Below are 15964 nucleotides of genomic sequence, written 5' to 3'. Positions count from 1 at the left end.
AGCGCACTCGAAGTCAAGCGCGGCTCGCGGCTGGGGAGAATTCCCCCCGCGACGGGGGAAGCGCCCGGGGCCGCGCTACGGAGCGGGCCCGCGGGCACCCTCGGCGTGCCGGAGGCCGCCTACGGTACGTAGTTGAACTCATCCGGGTCCGGTCCCGTGCGCTCATCGCGGTTGAGGGCCGAGATCTCGGACATGTCGCCCTCCGTCAGCTCGAAGTCGAAGAGGGCGAAGTTCTCCTCGACGCGGGAGCGGGTGACGGACTTCGGGAAGACGATGTCGCCGCGCTGGATGTGCCAGCGCAGCGTGACCTGCGCCGTGCTCTTGCCGAGGCGGTTCGCGATGCTCGCGATGACCGGGTCCTTGAGGACCAGGCCCTGGGCGATCGGGGACCACGCCTCGGTCGCGATGCCGTGCTCGGCGCCGAAGGCGCGCGCCGCCTCCTGCGTGAGATAGGGGTGCACCTCGATCTGGTTGACGGCGGGGACGACCTCCGTCTCCTCCAGGAGGCGCCGCAGGTGGTGCGGCTGGAAGTTCGAGACCCCGATCGCCTTGGCGCGTCCCGAGCGGTAGATCTCCTCCAGCGCCTTCCACGTCTCGACGAAGTCGCCGACCTTCGGCAGCGGCCAGTGGATCAGGAAGAGGTCGAGATAGCCGATGTCGAGATCGGTGAGGCTCTGGTCGAAGGCGGCGAGCGCGTCGTCGTGGGCGTGGAAGCCGTTGTTGAGCTTGCTCGTGACGAAGAGCTCCGCGCGGTCGATGCCCGACTCGCGGACCGCCTGCCCGACCTCCTTCTCGTTGCCGTACATCTCGGCGGTGTCGATGTGCCGGTAGCCGACGTCGAGGGCGCTGAGCGTGGCCTCCTTCGTCTTCTCCGGCGGGACCTGGAAGACCCCGAAGCCGAGCTGGGGGATCTCCACGCCGTTGTTGAGGGTGATGTTCGGTACTGCGGGCACGTGCCTCTCCTCGGTAGGTCGGCGAGGGCGGGAGCCGTACGGTCGCACGCGGGCGAGATGCTCCACCGCCACGGGGTTCGCCTCCCCGTTTTCGGGGGGCGGAAAACCCTGTTTCGGCCTGTTTCGTCACGGTGTGCGCGGCTTGTCACTCGCGGTACGGGCTTCGGCGCCGTGGCGGAGGGGGTGGCTCCGCCACGGGTCCGCGTGCCCTCGTACGCCGCCCGCACACCGGCCCGCGCGGGTCAGCCGCTCTCGCGGGCCCTGTGGAAGCGGTCGCGGCCCTCGGCGAGGTCCACGAGCGGCGCGGGATAGTCCTCGTACGCCCCGGGATCGAGCTTCCACGGCTCGTGCACCGCGCGCCCGTCGACGCCGCGCAGCTCGGGGACCCAGCGGCGTACGTAGTCGCCTTCGCGGTCGTACTTGCGCGCCTGCGTGAGCGGGTTGAGGACGCGCCCAGGGCGGGTGTCGGTACCGGTGCCCGCGACCCACTGCCAGTTCATCTGGTTGTTCGCGAGGTCGCCGTCCACGAGGAGGTCCAGGAAGTGCGCGGCGCCGAGCCGCCAGTCGAGGTAGAGGGTCTTGGTGAGGAAGCTCGCGGCGAGAAGCCTGCCCCGGTTGTGCATCCAGCCCTCGTACGCGAGCTGGCGCATCGCGGCGTCGACGACGGGATAGCCGGTCCGGCCCTCGCGCCAGGCGGCGGCCTCGCGCTCGGCGGTGCGCCCGGTGCGCCAGCGATCGCCGCGCGGACGGTAGTCCTCGTGGGCGGCGGCGGGGCGCGCGGCGAGCACCTGGTGGTGGAAGTCCCGCCAGCACAGCTGCCGCACGAAGGCGTCGGCCCCGGCCCCGCCGAGGGCGCGTGCCCGGTGCACGCACTCGGCCGCCGAGAGCGCGCCGAAGTGGAGGTACGGGGAGAGCCGCGAGGTGCCGTCGCCCGCGAGGTCGTCGTGCAGCTCCTCGTAACGACTGACGCCGTCGCGCCGCCAGTCCGCGAGCCGCGCGCGGCCCTCGCGCTCACCGCCCCGCGCGAGCCCGGGCGAGACCCCGGTGACGTCCGCGCGGCGCGGGACCTCGTCGGAGCGGACCTTCGGGGGAACGGTCAGCTTGCGGGGCGCGCCGAGGGGCTCGCGCAGGTGCTGGGCGGCCCACTGGCGGTGGTACGGGGTGAAGACGGCGAAGTGGTCCTTGCCGCCCGGGACCACTTCGCCCGGCGGCACGGCCGTGACGACCGCCTCGTGCTCGACGAGTTCCGCGCCCGTGCCTTCGAGCGCCGCGCGCAGCCGGTCCGCACGGCTCCTCGCGTACGCGCTGAGCCCGGCCGCCACGTGCACGCGTCGCGCGCCCGTAGCGCCGACGAGTTCGCGCACGACGCGGACGGGATCGCCCGCGCGCACCACGAGCCGCCCGCCGCGCTCGCGCAGTCCCGCGTCGAGGTCGCCGAGGCAGTCGGCGAGGAAGGCGGCGCGGTTGGGCGCGAGAAAACCGGCCTTCTCGATACCGGGGTCGCGGACGAAGAGCGGCACCACCTCCTCGGCCTCGCGCACGGCGGCGCGCAGCGGCGGGTGGTCGTGCAGGCGCAGGTCGGAGGTGTAGAGGACGATCGATGCCTTCACGGCGGGCTCCGCTGGGACGTACGGGACGGTCTACCGCGATGATCGCCGGACGAGGAGCGCGGGGCGCGCTTCCCACGCGGGAGCACGGGAGTCGAACACCCGCCCTGCGCACATGCGTTCGGGGCGGAGTCCGCGCGGGCGAGGGGAACTTCCGCGCGCGGCGCGGAGGATATCGCGACCCGCGCGGGACGGGGGCGCACTCAGGCCAAGCGCTTCCGCTCCCTTGACGTGAACACGTGACTCGGTATGGTCTAGTCCAAGTGGCCCAGACCATTGGGAACTCCGGTGCTCCCGTGCCGTGTTCACCGGTCGCGGCCAGAAGCCTTCGCGCCTCTTGCACCCCCACCCTGAGAGGCCCGCCCGGACGGCACGGCGCCCCAATCGCCGCACCGCTGCCGGGCAGACCGATCGCAGTGAAGGAGAACTCATGCACGCCAAAAGGAAGTTCGCCATCGGAGCGGGCGCCGTCCTGGCCCCCGCCCTCGCCCTCACGCTCGGTGCGAGCACCGCGAGCGCCCACGGCTACATCAGCAACCCGCCGAGCAGGCAGGCCCAGTGCGCGGCCGGCACCGTCTCCTGTGGCGAGATCAAGTACGAGCCGCAGAGCGTCGAGGGGCCCAAGGGCCTGACGAGTTGCAGCGGCGGCAACTCCCGCTTCGCGGAACTCGACGACGACTCCAAGGGCTGGGTGGCGACCCCGGTCAACTCCTCGACGCAGTTCAGCTGGAAGCTCACCGCGCAGCACTCCACGAGCACCTGGCAGTACTTCGTCGGCGGCCAGAAGATAGCCGAGTTCAACGACAACGGCGCCAAGCCGGGCGCCACCGTGACCCACACCGTGAACTTCGGGAACCTGAAGGGCAAGCAGAAGGTTCTCGCGGTGTGGAACATCGCGGACACCACCAACGCCTTCTACAACTGCATCGACGTCACGGTGCGGTAGAAGTGCCCCGCAGCAAGCGGTAAGCAGTAAGCGGTAAGCAGTATTCGGCAAAGGGCACTTCGGCGAAGCACGCGCCACGGAACCGGGCCCCACCCCGGCCCGTGGTGCTTCCCCGGCCTCCCCCCTCCCCCCACACCGGCGGGCCGCCGTCACCTCCTCACGGCGGCCCGCCGCACGAATGGAGCCCCCCGTGCGCGCACGACTGCTCGCTCTCCTCTCGGCGACCGCCTCGGCCGCCGCCCTCACCACCCTCGTCCTCGGCGGCCCCACCGCCGCGGCGAGTCCGCACACGGCGAACACCGGCACGAGTCAGCACGTCTCCGCCGCCGCCTTCGTGGTGAGCCAGTCCCAGTTCGACCAGATGTTCCCTGGCCGCAACTCCTTCTACACGTACGAGGGCCTGACGGCCGCGCTCGACGCCTATCCCGGCTTCAGCGGGACCGGCAGCGACACGACACGCAAGCAGGAGGCCGCGGCCTTCCTCGCCAACGTGAGCCACGAGACCGGCGGCCTCGTCTACGTCGTCGAGCAGAACACCGCCAACTACCCCCACTACTGCGACACCTCACAGCCCTACGGCTGCCCGGCGGGGACCGACCAGTACTACGGGCGCGGCCCCATCCAGCTCAGCTGGAACTTCAACTACAAGGCGGCGGGCGACGCCCTCGGCATCGACCTGCTCAACAACCCGTCCCTGGTGGAGAAGGACGCCGCCGTCGCCTGGAAGACCGGGCTCTGGTACTGGAACACCCAGAGCGGCCCCGGCACGATGACGCCGCACGACGCGATCGTCAACGGCCGCGGCTTCGGCGAGACGATCCGCAGCATCAACGGCAGTCTGGAGTGCGACGGGAAGAACCCGGCACAGGTCCAGAGCCGCGTCGACAGCTACACGCGTTTCGCGCAGATCCTGGGCGTCGACCCGGGTGCGAACCTGAGCTGCTGAGCTGAGCTGCTGAGCGGGTACTCCCGCGACGCAACGAGGGGCGGTCCGCATGTCGCGGGCCGCCCCTCCCCTGTACTCCCCGGCAACCGGCCCCCTCAGGAAGGGCCCGCGCCCGCGCTGACCGTCGTCACCGTGAAAGTGTCCCCGCAGACACGGAAGTTCCCCGCCCGCGTCGTCATCGCCTCGCGCGAACCGGGCGGGTAGACCCGCAGCAGTTCGCCCTTCGCCCGGCAGGGACCCCCGACTCCCCCGTTGAGCGTGTGCACCTCGCTGTGCGCCTTGCCCCCCGGCGCGAGCCGGACACCGGACCCCGCTCCTCCCTCGCGCTTCGCCGGAGCGCCGATCTGCGCCCCGTCCCCCGCGAGATGGGAGACCCCGGGGTAGCCGCTGAGCACACACGTACGGCCCGAGGTGTTGGTGAAGACGAGCGAGTAGTGGATGTTGCCCGCGCCCACGTCGCCGCGCCCGAGCACGAGCCGCATCCCGGCGGAGGTGCACCGGGGGGTGCCGCCCTCCTTCGGCGCGGTGCTCGGGGGTGTCGCGGAAGCGCTCGGCACGGCACTGGGCGGGGTGTCCCGCGGAGTAGCCGGTGAGCTGTCCCGCGTACCCTCCTGCGAGCTGCCCGGCGAGGTGCTCTGCGGGGCGGAGGTGCCCGGCTGCTCCGAGCCCGTGCCCGGTGGGCTCGCCGGCCCACTGGTGGGCGCGGTGGAGGCGTCCGAGGCCGGGCGGGCCTCGTTCCCGCCGCCGTCCCCGCCGGAGCAGGCGGTGAGTGCCGCCGCGGTCAGGAGGCACAGCAGGACGCCCCGCACGGGGCGGGCCCCCGCTCCGTACCGTCCCCGCCGCCGGTTCATGCGTGTACGCGTCACGTTCCCCATGGGGCCCGTCTTCCCGCCGTGAGGGTCCCCGAACCCGACCGGGGCGGGTCGTACGGGGGTACGAGGGCGGCTCGGGGCGGCGCGCGGGGCGTGCGCGCCGCCCCTGGCAACGGGGCCGCCGCCGGGGCGGGGTCAGTCGCGGGCGGTGGTTCCCGCGGCCGTGGTGTGCGTGTAGTAGACGGACTTCTGCTGGCGGGAACGCCGGACGACGCCCTTGGCGACGAGCGCTTCGAGCGTGGTGCGCACGACGTTGCCCTTGAGCTCGCGGTCGGGGTGCTCCTCGCGGAGGGTCGCCCCGACCTCGGCGGCGGAGCGGGGCTCGCCGTGGGCCGCGAGCTGTCGGGCGATCAGCTCGCGGAGCGTGACGCGCCCCGTGGGCGCCGGGGTGGTGTCGGCGGAGGTCGCGGGGGCGGTCACGGACGAGGTGGCGGGCTTCGCCTCGGCCTCGGCGGGGGCCTTGGCAGGGGCCTTGGTCGTGGCCGGGGACTTGGCCTGCGTCTTCGGGGCGTTCTTGGCGGCGGACTTGGAGGCATCCTTGGACGCGGACTTGGCCGAGGCCTTGCCGGCGGGCTTGGTCCGGGCCGCGGGCTTCGACGTGGTGCGCGCGGGCGCCTTCTGCGCCGCCCGGGCGGCCGGGGCCGACCCGGCGGCAGGGGCCGGGACGGGGGACGGGGCCGCCTCCGGTGTCGCCGCCGCGCTCGCGTTGGCCTGCGCCGGGGTCCCCGCGCGGGCGCGCGGCACCTTCGCCGACTCGGCGGCGGGCGCCGGAGCAGGGTCCGCGGTGGTGGCGACGGGGGCGCCACCGCCGAGGGCCTGCCGCACCCCCGTCAGCATCCCCTGTTCGCGGGCGAGGACGTCGAGCCGCTCGCGCAGCGCGTCGATCTCCTCGGCGATCCTCGACTGCTCCTCGGTGTTGGCGTGCAGGTCGGCGGCGACTTTCGCCTCGTACTGCGCCTTGAGGTTCTGCGCCTCTGTGGGGTCCTGGGTCACGGACGACTCACTTCCTGGACGTGGTGGTGGTCCCCGGCCGGGGCCGGAGTGGTGCCTGCCGCGTCCGGTGGCACTCCCGCCGGATGCCGCCCGCACTGGGACGCCTTCGAGGGCATCCGCCTGCGGAGCCGGGCCAGTTCGGGAACGGGGAGGGGACGCGGTGGGCCCGAGAGTACCGCCGTCGGGGCCCGTGCGGGGCCGGGCCGCGGGAAGTGCACTCTCTCGTGGCAGGACGTACGAGAGAGGCAGCGCGCGCACGCCCCGGAAGGCGCGGCGGCGCCGGGCGGGGCCCGGCGCCGCGACGTGGTGGTGCGGGCGGCTCAGCGCGGGGTCCAGCTGTACTGGTCCCCGCCGACCCACAGCACCTTGTCGGGGTCGTCGAGGTCCTCCGCGGTGAGGCCGAGAGCGAGGGCGACCGCCACCACCTCCTTCACGTTGGTGGCCTCGCCGACCACCTGCCCGTCCGCCTCGACGACGCGGAACGGGGGGTGGGAGGGCTGGGGAGCGAGGACCACGAGACGGGGCATCATCGAGCGGGGGCTGTCTCTCTCTGTCATGCCTCACGCGTTCCACCGGCCCGCGTCCGCCACACGTACCACCGGTGCGGCTACGTCCCTCCGGGGCGGCAGCCGGAGCAGAACGGGCTGTCAACTGTCGCTCGAACGGCTTATTTTGGCTTCGCGGGCGATTATCCGTACGATCCCACGATGATCTTGACGAAATACCGGGTGGCAGCAGCCGGAGGGGCGCTCGCCGTCGCGCTGGCCCTGCTGCCGGGGGCAACCGCCCAGGCCGCGGACGAGCCCGACGCGGGCACGGCACCGCCCCAGGTGGAACTGGTCCTCGACGTCAGCGGCTCCATGCGGGCGAAGGACATCGACGGCGCCTCGCGCATGTCGGCGGCGAAGCAGTCCTTCAACGAGGTGCTCGACGCGGTCCCCGAGGACGTCGAACTCGGCATCCGCACCCTCGGCGCCGACTACCCGGGCGAGGACCGCGGGACGGGCTGCGAGGACACCCGTCAGCTCTACCCGGTCGGCCACCCGGACCGCACCGAGGCGAAGGCCGCCGTGGCGACGCTCTCCCCCACGGGGTGGACGCCGATCGGCCCGGCGCTGCTCGGCGCCGCCGACGACCTGAAGAGCGGCGAGGCGAGCAAGCGGATCGTCTTGATCACGGACGGTGAGGACACCTGCCAGCGGGACCCTTGCGAGGTGGCCCGCGAGATCGCCGCGAAGGGCGTGCACCTCGTCGTCGACACGCTGGGCCTCGTGCCCGACGCGAAGACGCGCAATCAGCTCAGCTGCATCGCCGAGGCGACCGGCGGCACGTACACGACGGTCCGGCACACGAAGGAACTCTCCGGTCGCGTCAAGCAGTTGGTGCACCGGGCGGCCGACCCCGCGGTGACTCCCTCGGCGGTTTCGGGGGCGGCGCAGTGCGCGCGGGCGCCCGAGCTGAAGACGGGTCTGTACAGCGACCGCGCGAAGGTCGGCGAGCACCGCTGGTACCGCGTCGAGCTGTTGCCCGGCAAGGAGTTGCGGGCGGCGGTGACGGTCTCGGCGGACCGCGCGGTGGCACCGGACAGCGGAGTGCAGCTGCGCGCGGTGACGGTGCACGGGCGCGAGATCGTACGGGGCGAGGCGACGGGGACGGGACGCACCGACGCGCTCTCGACGGGCTTGCGCTACCCGAAGCCGGAGAGCGACGACGACGGTGACGAGCCGCGGCCCGAGACGGTGTGCCTCCAGGTGGCGCACTCCTTCACCGACCGGGGCGCGAGCACCGCGAAGGCCCCCGGTCTGCCGCTGGAACTGACCGTCGACGTGGTGGGCGGCCCCTCGAACGGCTCGGACGTGGCCTCCTTCGGGCTCGGGCACGGCTGGTGGCTGCTCGGTCTGCTCGCGGTGGTGGGTCTGCTGACCGGACTGGTGTGGGGCTTCGTCTCGCGCTGGCGCGTGACGGTGTGGAGGAGCAACTGATGAGGATGCGGAACAAGCCCGGCGCCCTCGCGCGCCGCGCGGGGGCCGCGCTCGCCGCGCTGTGCCTCGCGCTCGGCCCGGCGGCCGCGGCACGGGCCGACGACGGGGACGACAAGGGGGCCGCGCCGACGGAGGCGGGCACCTCGTTCCGTACCGCGACCGCGCTGGACGTCGGAGAGCGGGGGACGGCGCACGCCTCGACGGGCGACTACCTGTACTGGGTGTACCCCGGGGACGCGGGACGCTCGGCGACGGTGCGCGCCGACGTGAAGCTCCCGGCGGCGAGTGCCCGGCACGGAGCGCAGACGTGGCAGGTCGACGTGTACGACGGGCTGCGGCGGCGGCAGGCGTGCCGCTACGGCGCGCAGACCCGTACGGTCGCGGCCGAGACCACCACGGTCCGGCTGTCGTGCACGCTGCGCACGGTCCGCGCCTGGGCCGAGCCCTGGGCGAACGACCCGCTGCCCGGCGCCTATTACGTACGTCTGACGGTGCTCGACGCGCCCGCGCAGGACATGGGCCTGCCGGTCGACGCGGCCGTGGAGGTGTCCACGGTCGACAAGGGCGGGGCCGAGGCCGTGGGCGGCAAGCTCGCGAAGCCGCTCCTGCCCGCCTCGGCGCCCCAGGCTCCCGAGCCGGAGGACGGCTGGTCCTCGGGTCGCTGGAACGACCGCTGGTGGTGGACGGGCGGCGGCGCGGTGCTCGGCGCGCTGTGCGGGATCGGCGGGTACGTGCTGACGCGCGGCCGGGGCCGGCCGCACGGACTGCCCCCGCGGGTCTGAGCGAGGGCGCGGTCCGTACGTCGCGCGGGAGGGGCCCGGCACCTGTGACAGGTGCCGGGCCCCTCCCGTGTCCTGCCGCGCGGTGCCGAGCCGCGGCCCGGCGGACGTACGCCCGCCGGGCCGGTGCTCAGTCGCCGGCGAACACGGCGAGGACCCCGCACAGCAGGCTCGCGACGGCGACGGCCGTGCCGAGCACGGCGGTGGCCACGCAGCGGCGGCGCAGTCGCTCGTAGCGTGCCGTGTACTCGGCGCGCAGGCTCACCGAGCGGGCGGCGACGCGGCGCAGCATCTCCTTGGAGTCGTCGAGCCGGTCGGCGGTGTAGGCGCGTTCGATGTCCTCGCGCTGCGCGGTGGTGAGCCAGGGCAGGTGCTCGGTGAAGCACCGCGCGCGCCGCTTGGCCTCGGCCACCTCTGCGTTCCACAGCAGGTACCCCTCCAGCTGGACGAGTCCGCGCGCGCTGTCGGGGGTGGGCTGCTCCACGTACGGCTCCTTGCTGTCTGCGTCAGGGCTCTGCGCGTCAGGGGCTGTGAGTGCCAGGGGCGGGATGTCACGGGTGGTGGGGCCGCGCGGGGCGGCCCCACCGGTTCACTCGCCGCGGTGGTCGCGCTCGCCGGGGGCGATGGTCACGGACTCGTGCGGGGCGTTGACGGTCTGGTCCATCGCGTTGATCGCCGGGTGGTGCAGTTCGAAGGCCGGGGACTCGCTGCGGATGCGGGGCAGGGCGTCGAAGTTGTGGCGCGGCGGCGGGCAGGAGGTGGCCCACTCCAGGGAGCGGCCGAAGCCCCAGGGGTCGTCGACCTCGACCTTCTTGCCGTACTTGGCGGTCTTCCAGACGTTGTAGAAGAACGGCAGGAGCGAGAGGCCGAGGAGGAAGGAGCTGATGGTGGACGTGGTGTTGAGCCACGTGAAGCCGTCGGCGGCCAGGTAGTCGGCGTAGCGGCGCGGCATGCCCTCGGCGCCCAGCCAGTGCTGGACGAGGAAGGTGCCGTGGAAGCCGACGAAGAGGGTCCAGAAGGTGATCTTCCCGAGCCGCTCGTCGAGCATCTTGCCGGTGAACTTGGGCCACCAGAAGTGGAATCCGGCGAACATCGCGAAGACGACGGTGCCGAAGACGACGTAGTGGAAGTGCGCGACGACGAAGTACGAGTCCGAGACGTGGAAGTCCAGCGGCGGGGCCGCGAGGATCACGCCGGTGAGGCCGCCGAAGAGGAAGGTCACGAGGAAGCCGACGGACCACAGCATCGGCGTCTCGAAGGACAGGGACCCCTTCCACATGGTCCCGATCCAGTTGAAGAACTTCACGCCCGTCGGTACGGCGATGAGGAAGGTCGTGAACGAGAAGAAGGGCAGCAGCACGCCGCCCGTCACGTACATGTGGTGCGCCCAGACCGTGATGGAGAGCCCGGCGATGGCGATGGTGGCGCCGATGAGGCCCACGTAGCCGAAGACGGGTTTGCGGGAGAAGACGGGGAAGACCTCGGTGACGATGCCGAAGAACGGCAGCGCGATGATGTAGACCTCCGGGTGGCCGAAGAACCAGAAGAGGTGCTGCCAGAGCAGCGCTCCGCCGTTGGCCGGGTCGAAAACGTGTGCGCCGAACTTGCGGTCGGCCTCCAGCGCGAGGAGCGCGGCGGCGAGGCAGGGGAAGGCGAAGATCACGAGCACCGAGGTGAGGAGCACGTTCCACACGAAGATCGGCATGCGGAAGGCGGTCATGCCGGGGGCGCGCATGCAGATGATCGTGGTGATGAAGTTGACGGCGCCGAGGATCGTGCCGAAGCCCTGGAAGGCGAGGCCCATGATCCACAGGTCGGGCCCCAGGCCCGTCGAGTGGACGGCGTCGGTGAGCGGTGAATAGGCGAACCATCCGAAGTCGGCGGCGCCCTGCGGGGTGAGGAAGCCGCTGACGACGATGAGCGAGCCGAAGAGGAACAGCCAGTACGAGAACATGTTCAGCCGCGGGAACGCGACGTCCGGCGAGCCGATCTGGAGCGGCATGATCCAGTTGGCGAAGCCGATGAAGAGCGGGGTCGCGAACATCAGCAGCATGATCGTGCCGTGCATCGTGAACGCCTGGTTGAACTGCTCCGGCGAGATGATCTCCAGTCCCGGCCGGGCGAGTTCGGCGCGCATGACGAGGGCGAGGACGCCGCCGAGGCAGAAGAAGGTGAACGAGGTGACCAGGTAGGAGGTGCCGATCACCTTGTGGTCGGTGCTGGTGATCCAGCGGATCACCCAGCCCCCTGGATACCTCTGCCGTACGGGTTCGGGGGGCGTCGGGGGACGGGAGTCCACCAGGGTGTCTGCCGAGCTCACTCGGTCTCCATTCGTCATTCGTCAAGCGGCGGGCGGGAGTTCCCGCCTGCGCCCGTATGGCGACGGAAGAGTACGAACGACACGCGGTGTGCGAGGAGCGGGACGGGCGGTAACCGCCCGATCGGCCCAGTGGGGTGCACTCGGTTGGCGGAGCGCGGGCTCAGACGGTGACGGGCCTGCCCGTGAGCTCGAAGTCGTGGCGGGCGGGGTGTCCGTCCCGTATCGCGACCCGGGCGACGGCGGAGAGCCGGGAGGGCGCCGAGGCGATGACCACGACCGTCTGCTCGGCGAGCCCGGCGGCGGCGTAGGCGCCGTCGTCGTCGGTGGTGGCACGCAGGAGCTCCCTGCCGTGGGTGCCCGTGACGGTGATGACGACGTCTCGGAGCGGGACCCCGGCGGTGTCGGTGACGCGCCCGGTGAGCTGGGGCAGCGGGAGCAGGCTCGCGGCCCGGTGCGGGGGCAGCGCCTCGGGCTGCCCGGTCTCCAGGGCCGGGTCCTCGACGGGCGGTTCGGGTACGGCGGACGCCGCGGTGTCCCGGGCCGCGGCGCGGCGGGCGCGGAGGGCGCCCAGGGCGTGCAGGACGAAGGCGGCCGCGACCCAGGCGAGCAGGACGAGGACGTGCGGCACGACGTCCTTGCCGCCGAAGTAGAAGAGCCCGCGCAGGGCTTCGATGAGGTTGCCCATCGGCATGACCGGGTGGAGGGCGCGGAAGAATCCCGGGACCATCTGCACCGGGATGGCGCCCCCGCTGGAGGGCATGCTGAGCAGCACGAACAGGCCCATGGCGACGCCGGGCAGGTACTGCTTGACGAAGGGCACGAGGCCGAGCGCGGTCTGCGAGACGGCCTGGGTCATGAGGAAGAGGAAGAGCAGCGCGAGGGGGTCGTTCGGGATGACGTTCATCCAGCGGGCGACGCCGTAGGCGACGAGGGCGAGGACCGCTCCGGCGACGGCGAGGACGAGGATCTTGTCCCGCCGCCCAAGGTTCGTGGCCCGCAGCAGCATCATCACCATGACGTAGGCGGGGATGGTGCAGGCGAGCACGACGTAGAAGAGACCGGTGCCCATGCCGTCACCGGCCGCGATGGGGGCGACCTCGGTGATCTTGAGGGCGGACTGGCCGCCCGCGTGCCGGCTGTCCCCGCCGTTCTGGGCGACGGCGGTGAACGTCTTCTGGAGGACGGATTCGAGCGAGTAGCCGTCGGCCTTGGCGGTGAAGAGTTCGGGGGCGCCGGGGCCGGGCGCGTATCCGGCGACGGCGTCGCGGTCGGTGACGGCGGCGCGGGCGGCCTGGGCGTCGTGCACCGGTACGAGGTCGAAGCCGCCGGGGACGCTGTGGTCCAGCGCGCTCTGGAGGGGCGCGGCGGTGGCCGCGGGGGCGGCGACCTTGACGTGGTGCGGGACCGGGTTGTGGAAGGGCAGGAGGTAGCAGACGAGGAACCCCGTGAACATGAACGCGGGGAACCACAGGGTGCGGACAAGGGTCAGGACCGTCTCGCGCGAGGAGCCCTCGCCGCTCGCGGCCGGGTCCGAGGCCGTGCCGGGTTCCGATCGCGCCATGGGGTGCCTTCGCCTCCTCGTGGATATATGTGCGTAAACCAATATTTAGCGACGCTAACATTAACGTGCGGTCGTGCAAAAATTCATTCGTGCAAGTTCTGGCACAGAGAGGGCAAAATCGTGAGCGACGCCCTCCGGGCCCTCCGGACGGCGACGGCGGAAGACGGACGCGGTGAGGACGACGATGCCCGAGCACCACGCGCACGCGCGGGAACCGGCCGAGGAGGACGGGGGCGGTGGGCTGCGCGCCCGCAAGAAGCTGCGGACGCGGCGGGAGCTGCGCCGGGCGGCGACCCGGCTGTACGCGGAGCGGGGAGCGGCACATGTGACCGTGCAGGACATCTGCGCGGAGGTCGGCATCTCGCCGCGTACCTTCTTCAACTACTTCGAGAGCAAGGACGACGCGCTCTTCGGACTCGACCACCGGCTGCGGGAGCGGGTCGTGGCCGGGCTGCTCGACCGTCCGGCGGCCGAGGCCCCGCTGCCCGCGCTGCGCGAGGCGATCCTCGCCGCCGTACCGGCCGTGGTGGGGGCCGACACGGAGTTCGCCCGCAGGCGGGCGCTGCTCCACGCGGAGCCCGAACTCCTGGACCGGCCGCTGCGCAACAACCGCCGGATGGAGGAAGCCGTGACGGCCGCGCTCGCGAGCCGTACCGGGGCCGCCCACGGCGACCTCTACCCGCACCTCGTGGCGGCGACGGCGCTCGCCGCGATGCGCGCCGCCCTGCGCGGCTGGGAGCCGCACAGCGGCGCCGAGGGGCTCACAGCCGCCCTGGAACAGGCGTTCGGGCTGCTCGCGGCCGGGCTCCCGGTACCGCCCGCCGAGCCCGCTCCGGTACCGGCCGGGCGGGTGGGGCGGCCGCAGGTCCCGTAACTCCAAGGGCTTCGGACAGGTGGCGGCGCGCCGGGCGGGCCCCGACCCTTGAGACGTGGGCCCGACGGTGGGTCCGCGGGAGCCGCGTACCGGCTCCGCCCGCCCTCTCCCGTACCGGTGAGCCATGACAACCTCTCCCGCGCCCGCGCAGGACCCCGGCAGTGCGGCATCCCGCGAAGGCACGGCCTGGCTGCTCGTGGACGCGAGCGCCCGCCCGGCCGAGAGCCGTGTCCTGGAGGTGTCGCGCCGCGCCGCGCGCCTCCTGGAGCGCGCGCCCGACGAACTGGTCGGCGAACGGCTGGCCGCCCTCGTACCCGAGAGCAGCCTCAACAGCGTGATCGCCCTGCTCCTGGAGGCGGCCTCGTTGCCGCGCGACGGCAGGGCGGCCAAGGTGCTGCAACCCGTGGAGTTCGCCGTCCCGAGCGGCAGCGTCATCTGCACGGCGAGCGCCCGCCGCCCGCGCGGGGACGACGGTGTGCTGCTCGTACGGATCGAGGAGAAGTCCCCGCAGCGGCGCTGGGAGGCACTGCGGCTGGGCGTCGTCCTGACCGGTGAGTCGTTGTGGCTCTACGACCACGACGAGGAGCGTTTCCGCTGGCTGGAGGGCGAACCGCCGTTCTCGCTCATGGGCCCGGACCGGGACGTGAGCCCCGAGGAGTTCCTGGCGCGGGTCCATCCCCACGACCTCGACTCCGTCGCCGCCTTCTTCGACTCGCTCGTCTCCGGGCGCACCGACAGCGGTGAACTGCTCTTCCGGCTCCGCAGGAACGGGGAGGGCGCCGGTTACCGGAAGCTGCACACACGGGCCCGCGCGGCGCGATTCGGTTTCAGCGGGACGCGCCGCGTCGTCGGCACCACGGAGGACACCACGAGACTCTTGGAGCGCCTCGACGCGCTCCAGGCGGCGTACGTCAACGAGCGCAAGCGCGGCCGGCTCGTCGGCGAACTGGCCTCGGAGTTCATCTCGGCGTCGACGGAGGAGGAGCTGACCGAGGCGGTGCTGCACCGGCTCGCGCCCGCGTTCGGCGGGGTCGGCACGCTCTTCGCGTACGGCGAGAGGGAGCACCTGCGGGTCGTCTTCGGCGACGAGATCGACCAGGCGCTCGCGAAGGAGCTGGAGGGGCTGCCGCTGAGCGCCCCCAAACCACTGCCCGAGGCGATCCGTACGGGCGAGGCGGTCTTCATCGCGAGCCGTCAGGAGTACCGCGAGCGCTGGCCGATGGCGCACAGCCTGCTCGACGCGACGGACGCGGAGTCCTTCGCGATGGTGCCGCTGCGCGCGGCGGGCCGTCAGCTCGGGGCGTGGGTCATCACCTTCCACGAGCCCGGCACCCTCACCGAGGGCGACCGGACCCTGATGCGGACCCTCGGCACGCTCGCCGGGCAGGCCCTGGAGCGGATCAGGCTCCAGGAGGCGCGCGTCGAACTGGCGCGCATCGTGCAGCGCAACATGCTCCCCGAGGTGCTGCCGCCGGTGCCGGGGGTGGAGCTGACGGCCCTGTACCACCCGGCGCAGACCGGACTCGACGTCGGCGGCGACTGGTACGACGTCGTGCCGCTCCAGGACGGCGGCGCGGCGTTCGTCATCGGCGACGTCCAGGGCCACGACCTGCACGCGGCGGGGCTCATGGGCCAGGTGCGCACGGCGCTGCGCGCGTACGCCTGGCAGGACCCGCAGCCGGGCAGGGTCCTGGAACGCACCAACGAGCTGCTGCTCCAGATGGGGGTACGGGCCTTCACGACGTGCCTGTACGTGCGCATGATGCCGGACGGCCGGCTGCGCACGGCTCGCGCGGGGCACCCCCCGATGGTGCGCCTCGACGCGGAAGGCGTGGCGACCGTGTGCGAGGACGAGACGGGCCCGCCGCTGGGCGTCCTGGAGGGGGCCCGCTACCCGGAGCGGGCTTACGACTTCTCGCGCGGGGGCATCCTGGCACTGCTCACGGACGGGGTGGTGGAGGGCCCGAGATTCACCGCGGATGAGGGCCTGCGCCGCGTCGGCGACCTCTTGGCGCGCAAGGCCCACGAGCCCCTGGACGTGCTCGCGCAGTACCTGATGTCGACAGCGGGGAGCACGGGGCACCTGGACGACTCGGCGCTGCTGCTGGTGCGGGGCGAGTGAACCCCGGCC

At 72.7% G+C, this 15964-nt stretch carries 14 protein-coding genes; 6 read left to right on the top strand and 8 right to left on the bottom strand.

The window, feature by feature from the left end:
• Positions 1 to 119: 119 nt before the first annotated feature.
• Both ACIP4O_RS16585 and ACIP4O_RS16580 read right to left on the bottom strand, forming a co-directional pair.
• On the bottom strand, positions 120 to 953 hold the full coding sequence (locus tag ACIP4O_RS16585; RefSeq protein WP_401575155.1) for an aldo/keto reductase: 834 nt from the start codon (positions 951 to 953) through the stop codon (positions 120 to 122).
• Positions 954 to 1195: 242 nt separating this feature from the next.
• Entirely contained in the window at positions 1196 to 2563 is a 1368-nt protein-coding gene (locus ACIP4O_RS16580; protein WP_401575154.1) for a cryptochrome/photolyase family protein, read from the bottom strand.
• A 427-nt stretch (positions 2564 to 2990) separates the two neighbouring features.
• On the opposite strand from ACIP4O_RS16580, the gene ACIP4O_RS16575 reads away from it, so the two are divergent.
• Together ACIP4O_RS16575 and ACIP4O_RS16570 are read left to right on the top strand one after the other, a co-directional pair.
• Positions 2991 to 3506 (top strand): lytic polysaccharide monooxygenase auxiliary activity family 9 protein, encoded by a 516-nt coding sequence (locus ACIP4O_RS16575; RefSeq protein ID WP_401575153.1) that lies wholly within the window; start codon positions 2991 to 2993, stop codon positions 3504 to 3506.
• Positions 3507 to 3696: 190 nt separating this feature from the next.
• Positions 3697 to 4452, top strand: a complete 756-nt coding sequence (locus tag ACIP4O_RS16570; RefSeq protein WP_401575152.1) for a chitinase — start codon at positions 3697 to 3699, stop codon at positions 4450 to 4452.
• Between the two features lie 95 nt (positions 4453 to 4547).
• On the opposite strand, the gene ACIP4O_RS16565 is transcribed toward ACIP4O_RS16570, so the two are convergent.
• The 3 genes from ACIP4O_RS16565 to ACIP4O_RS16555 form a co-directional block, all read right to left on the bottom strand.
• Positions 4548 to 5327 carry a DUF4232 domain-containing protein gene (locus ACIP4O_RS16565; protein WP_401575151.1) on the bottom strand — a complete coding sequence of 260 codons (780 nt, stop codon included), beginning with the start codon at positions 5325 to 5327 and terminating at the stop codon, positions 4548 to 4550.
• A 132-nt stretch (positions 5328 to 5459) separates the two neighbouring features.
• On the bottom strand, positions 5460 to 6317 hold the full coding sequence (locus ACIP4O_RS16560) for a BlaI/MecI/CopY family transcriptional regulator (RefSeq protein ID WP_401575150.1): 858 nt from the start codon (positions 6315 to 6317) through the stop codon (positions 5460 to 5462).
• A 320-nt stretch (positions 6318 to 6637) separates the two neighbouring features.
• Positions 6638 to 6874 carry a hypothetical protein gene (locus ACIP4O_RS16555; protein ID WP_203607510.1) on the bottom strand — a complete coding sequence of 79 codons (237 nt, stop codon included), beginning with the start codon at positions 6872 to 6874 and terminating at the stop codon, positions 6638 to 6640.
• Positions 6875 to 7024: 150 nt separating this feature from the next.
• On the opposite strand from ACIP4O_RS16555, the gene ACIP4O_RS16550 reads away from it, so the two are divergent.
• Complete coding sequence (locus ACIP4O_RS16550) at positions 7025 to 8299, top strand: VWA domain-containing protein (protein WP_401575149.1); 1275 nt, start codon at positions 7025 to 7027, stop codon at positions 8297 to 8299.
• Positions 8299 to 9081 (top strand): hypothetical protein, encoded by a 783-nt coding sequence (locus ACIP4O_RS16545; protein WP_401575147.1) that lies wholly within the window; start codon positions 8299 to 8301, stop codon positions 9079 to 9081. The genes ACIP4O_RS16550 and ACIP4O_RS16545 overlap by 1 nt, the downstream gene beginning before the upstream one ends.
• 127 nt (positions 9082 to 9208) lie before the next feature.
• Here the strand turns inward: ACIP4O_RS16545 and ACIP4O_RS16540 are convergent, their stop codons facing one another.
• The 3 genes from ACIP4O_RS16540 to ACIP4O_RS16530 form a co-directional block, all read right to left on the bottom strand.
• Entirely contained in the window at positions 9209 to 9562 is a 354-nt protein-coding gene (locus ACIP4O_RS16540; protein WP_401575146.1) for a hypothetical protein, read from the bottom strand.
• Positions 9563 to 9667: 105 nt separating this feature from the next.
• The gene (ctaD, locus tag ACIP4O_RS16535; RefSeq protein WP_401575493.1) at positions 9668 to 11317 is read right to left on the bottom strand and encodes a cytochrome c oxidase subunit I; all 1650 of its coding nucleotides are present in this window, start codon (positions 11315 to 11317) and stop codon (positions 9668 to 9670) included.
• Positions 11318 to 11558: 241 nt separating this feature from the next.
• A complete protein-coding gene (locus ACIP4O_RS16530; protein ID WP_401575145.1) occupies positions 11559 to 12959 on the bottom strand; it encodes a carboxypeptidase regulatory-like domain-containing protein in 1401 nt (466 codons plus the stop codon).
• Between the two features lie 184 nt (positions 12960 to 13143).
• Between ACIP4O_RS16530 and ACIP4O_RS16525 the strand changes: the two genes are divergently transcribed.
• Together ACIP4O_RS16525 and ACIP4O_RS16520 are read left to right on the top strand one after the other, a co-directional pair.
• A complete protein-coding gene (locus ACIP4O_RS16525; RefSeq protein ID WP_401575144.1) occupies positions 13144 to 13833 on the top strand; it encodes a TetR/AcrR family transcriptional regulator in 690 nt (229 codons plus the stop codon).
• Positions 13834 to 13957: 124 nt separating this feature from the next.
• Positions 13958 to 15955 carry a SpoIIE family protein phosphatase gene (locus ACIP4O_RS16520; protein ID WP_401575142.1) on the top strand — a complete coding sequence of 666 codons (1998 nt, stop codon included), beginning with the start codon at positions 13958 to 13960 and terminating at the stop codon, positions 15953 to 15955.
• The last annotated feature ends 9 nt before the right edge of the window (positions 15956 to 15964 follow it).

Origin of the sequence: Streptomyces sp. NPDC088923, from assembly GCF_044749745.1 — a bacterium.
GTDB lineage: Bacteria > Actinomycetota > Actinomycetes > Streptomycetales > Streptomycetaceae > Streptomyces.
This window is presented reverse-complemented; position numbering and strand designations above follow the sequence as displayed.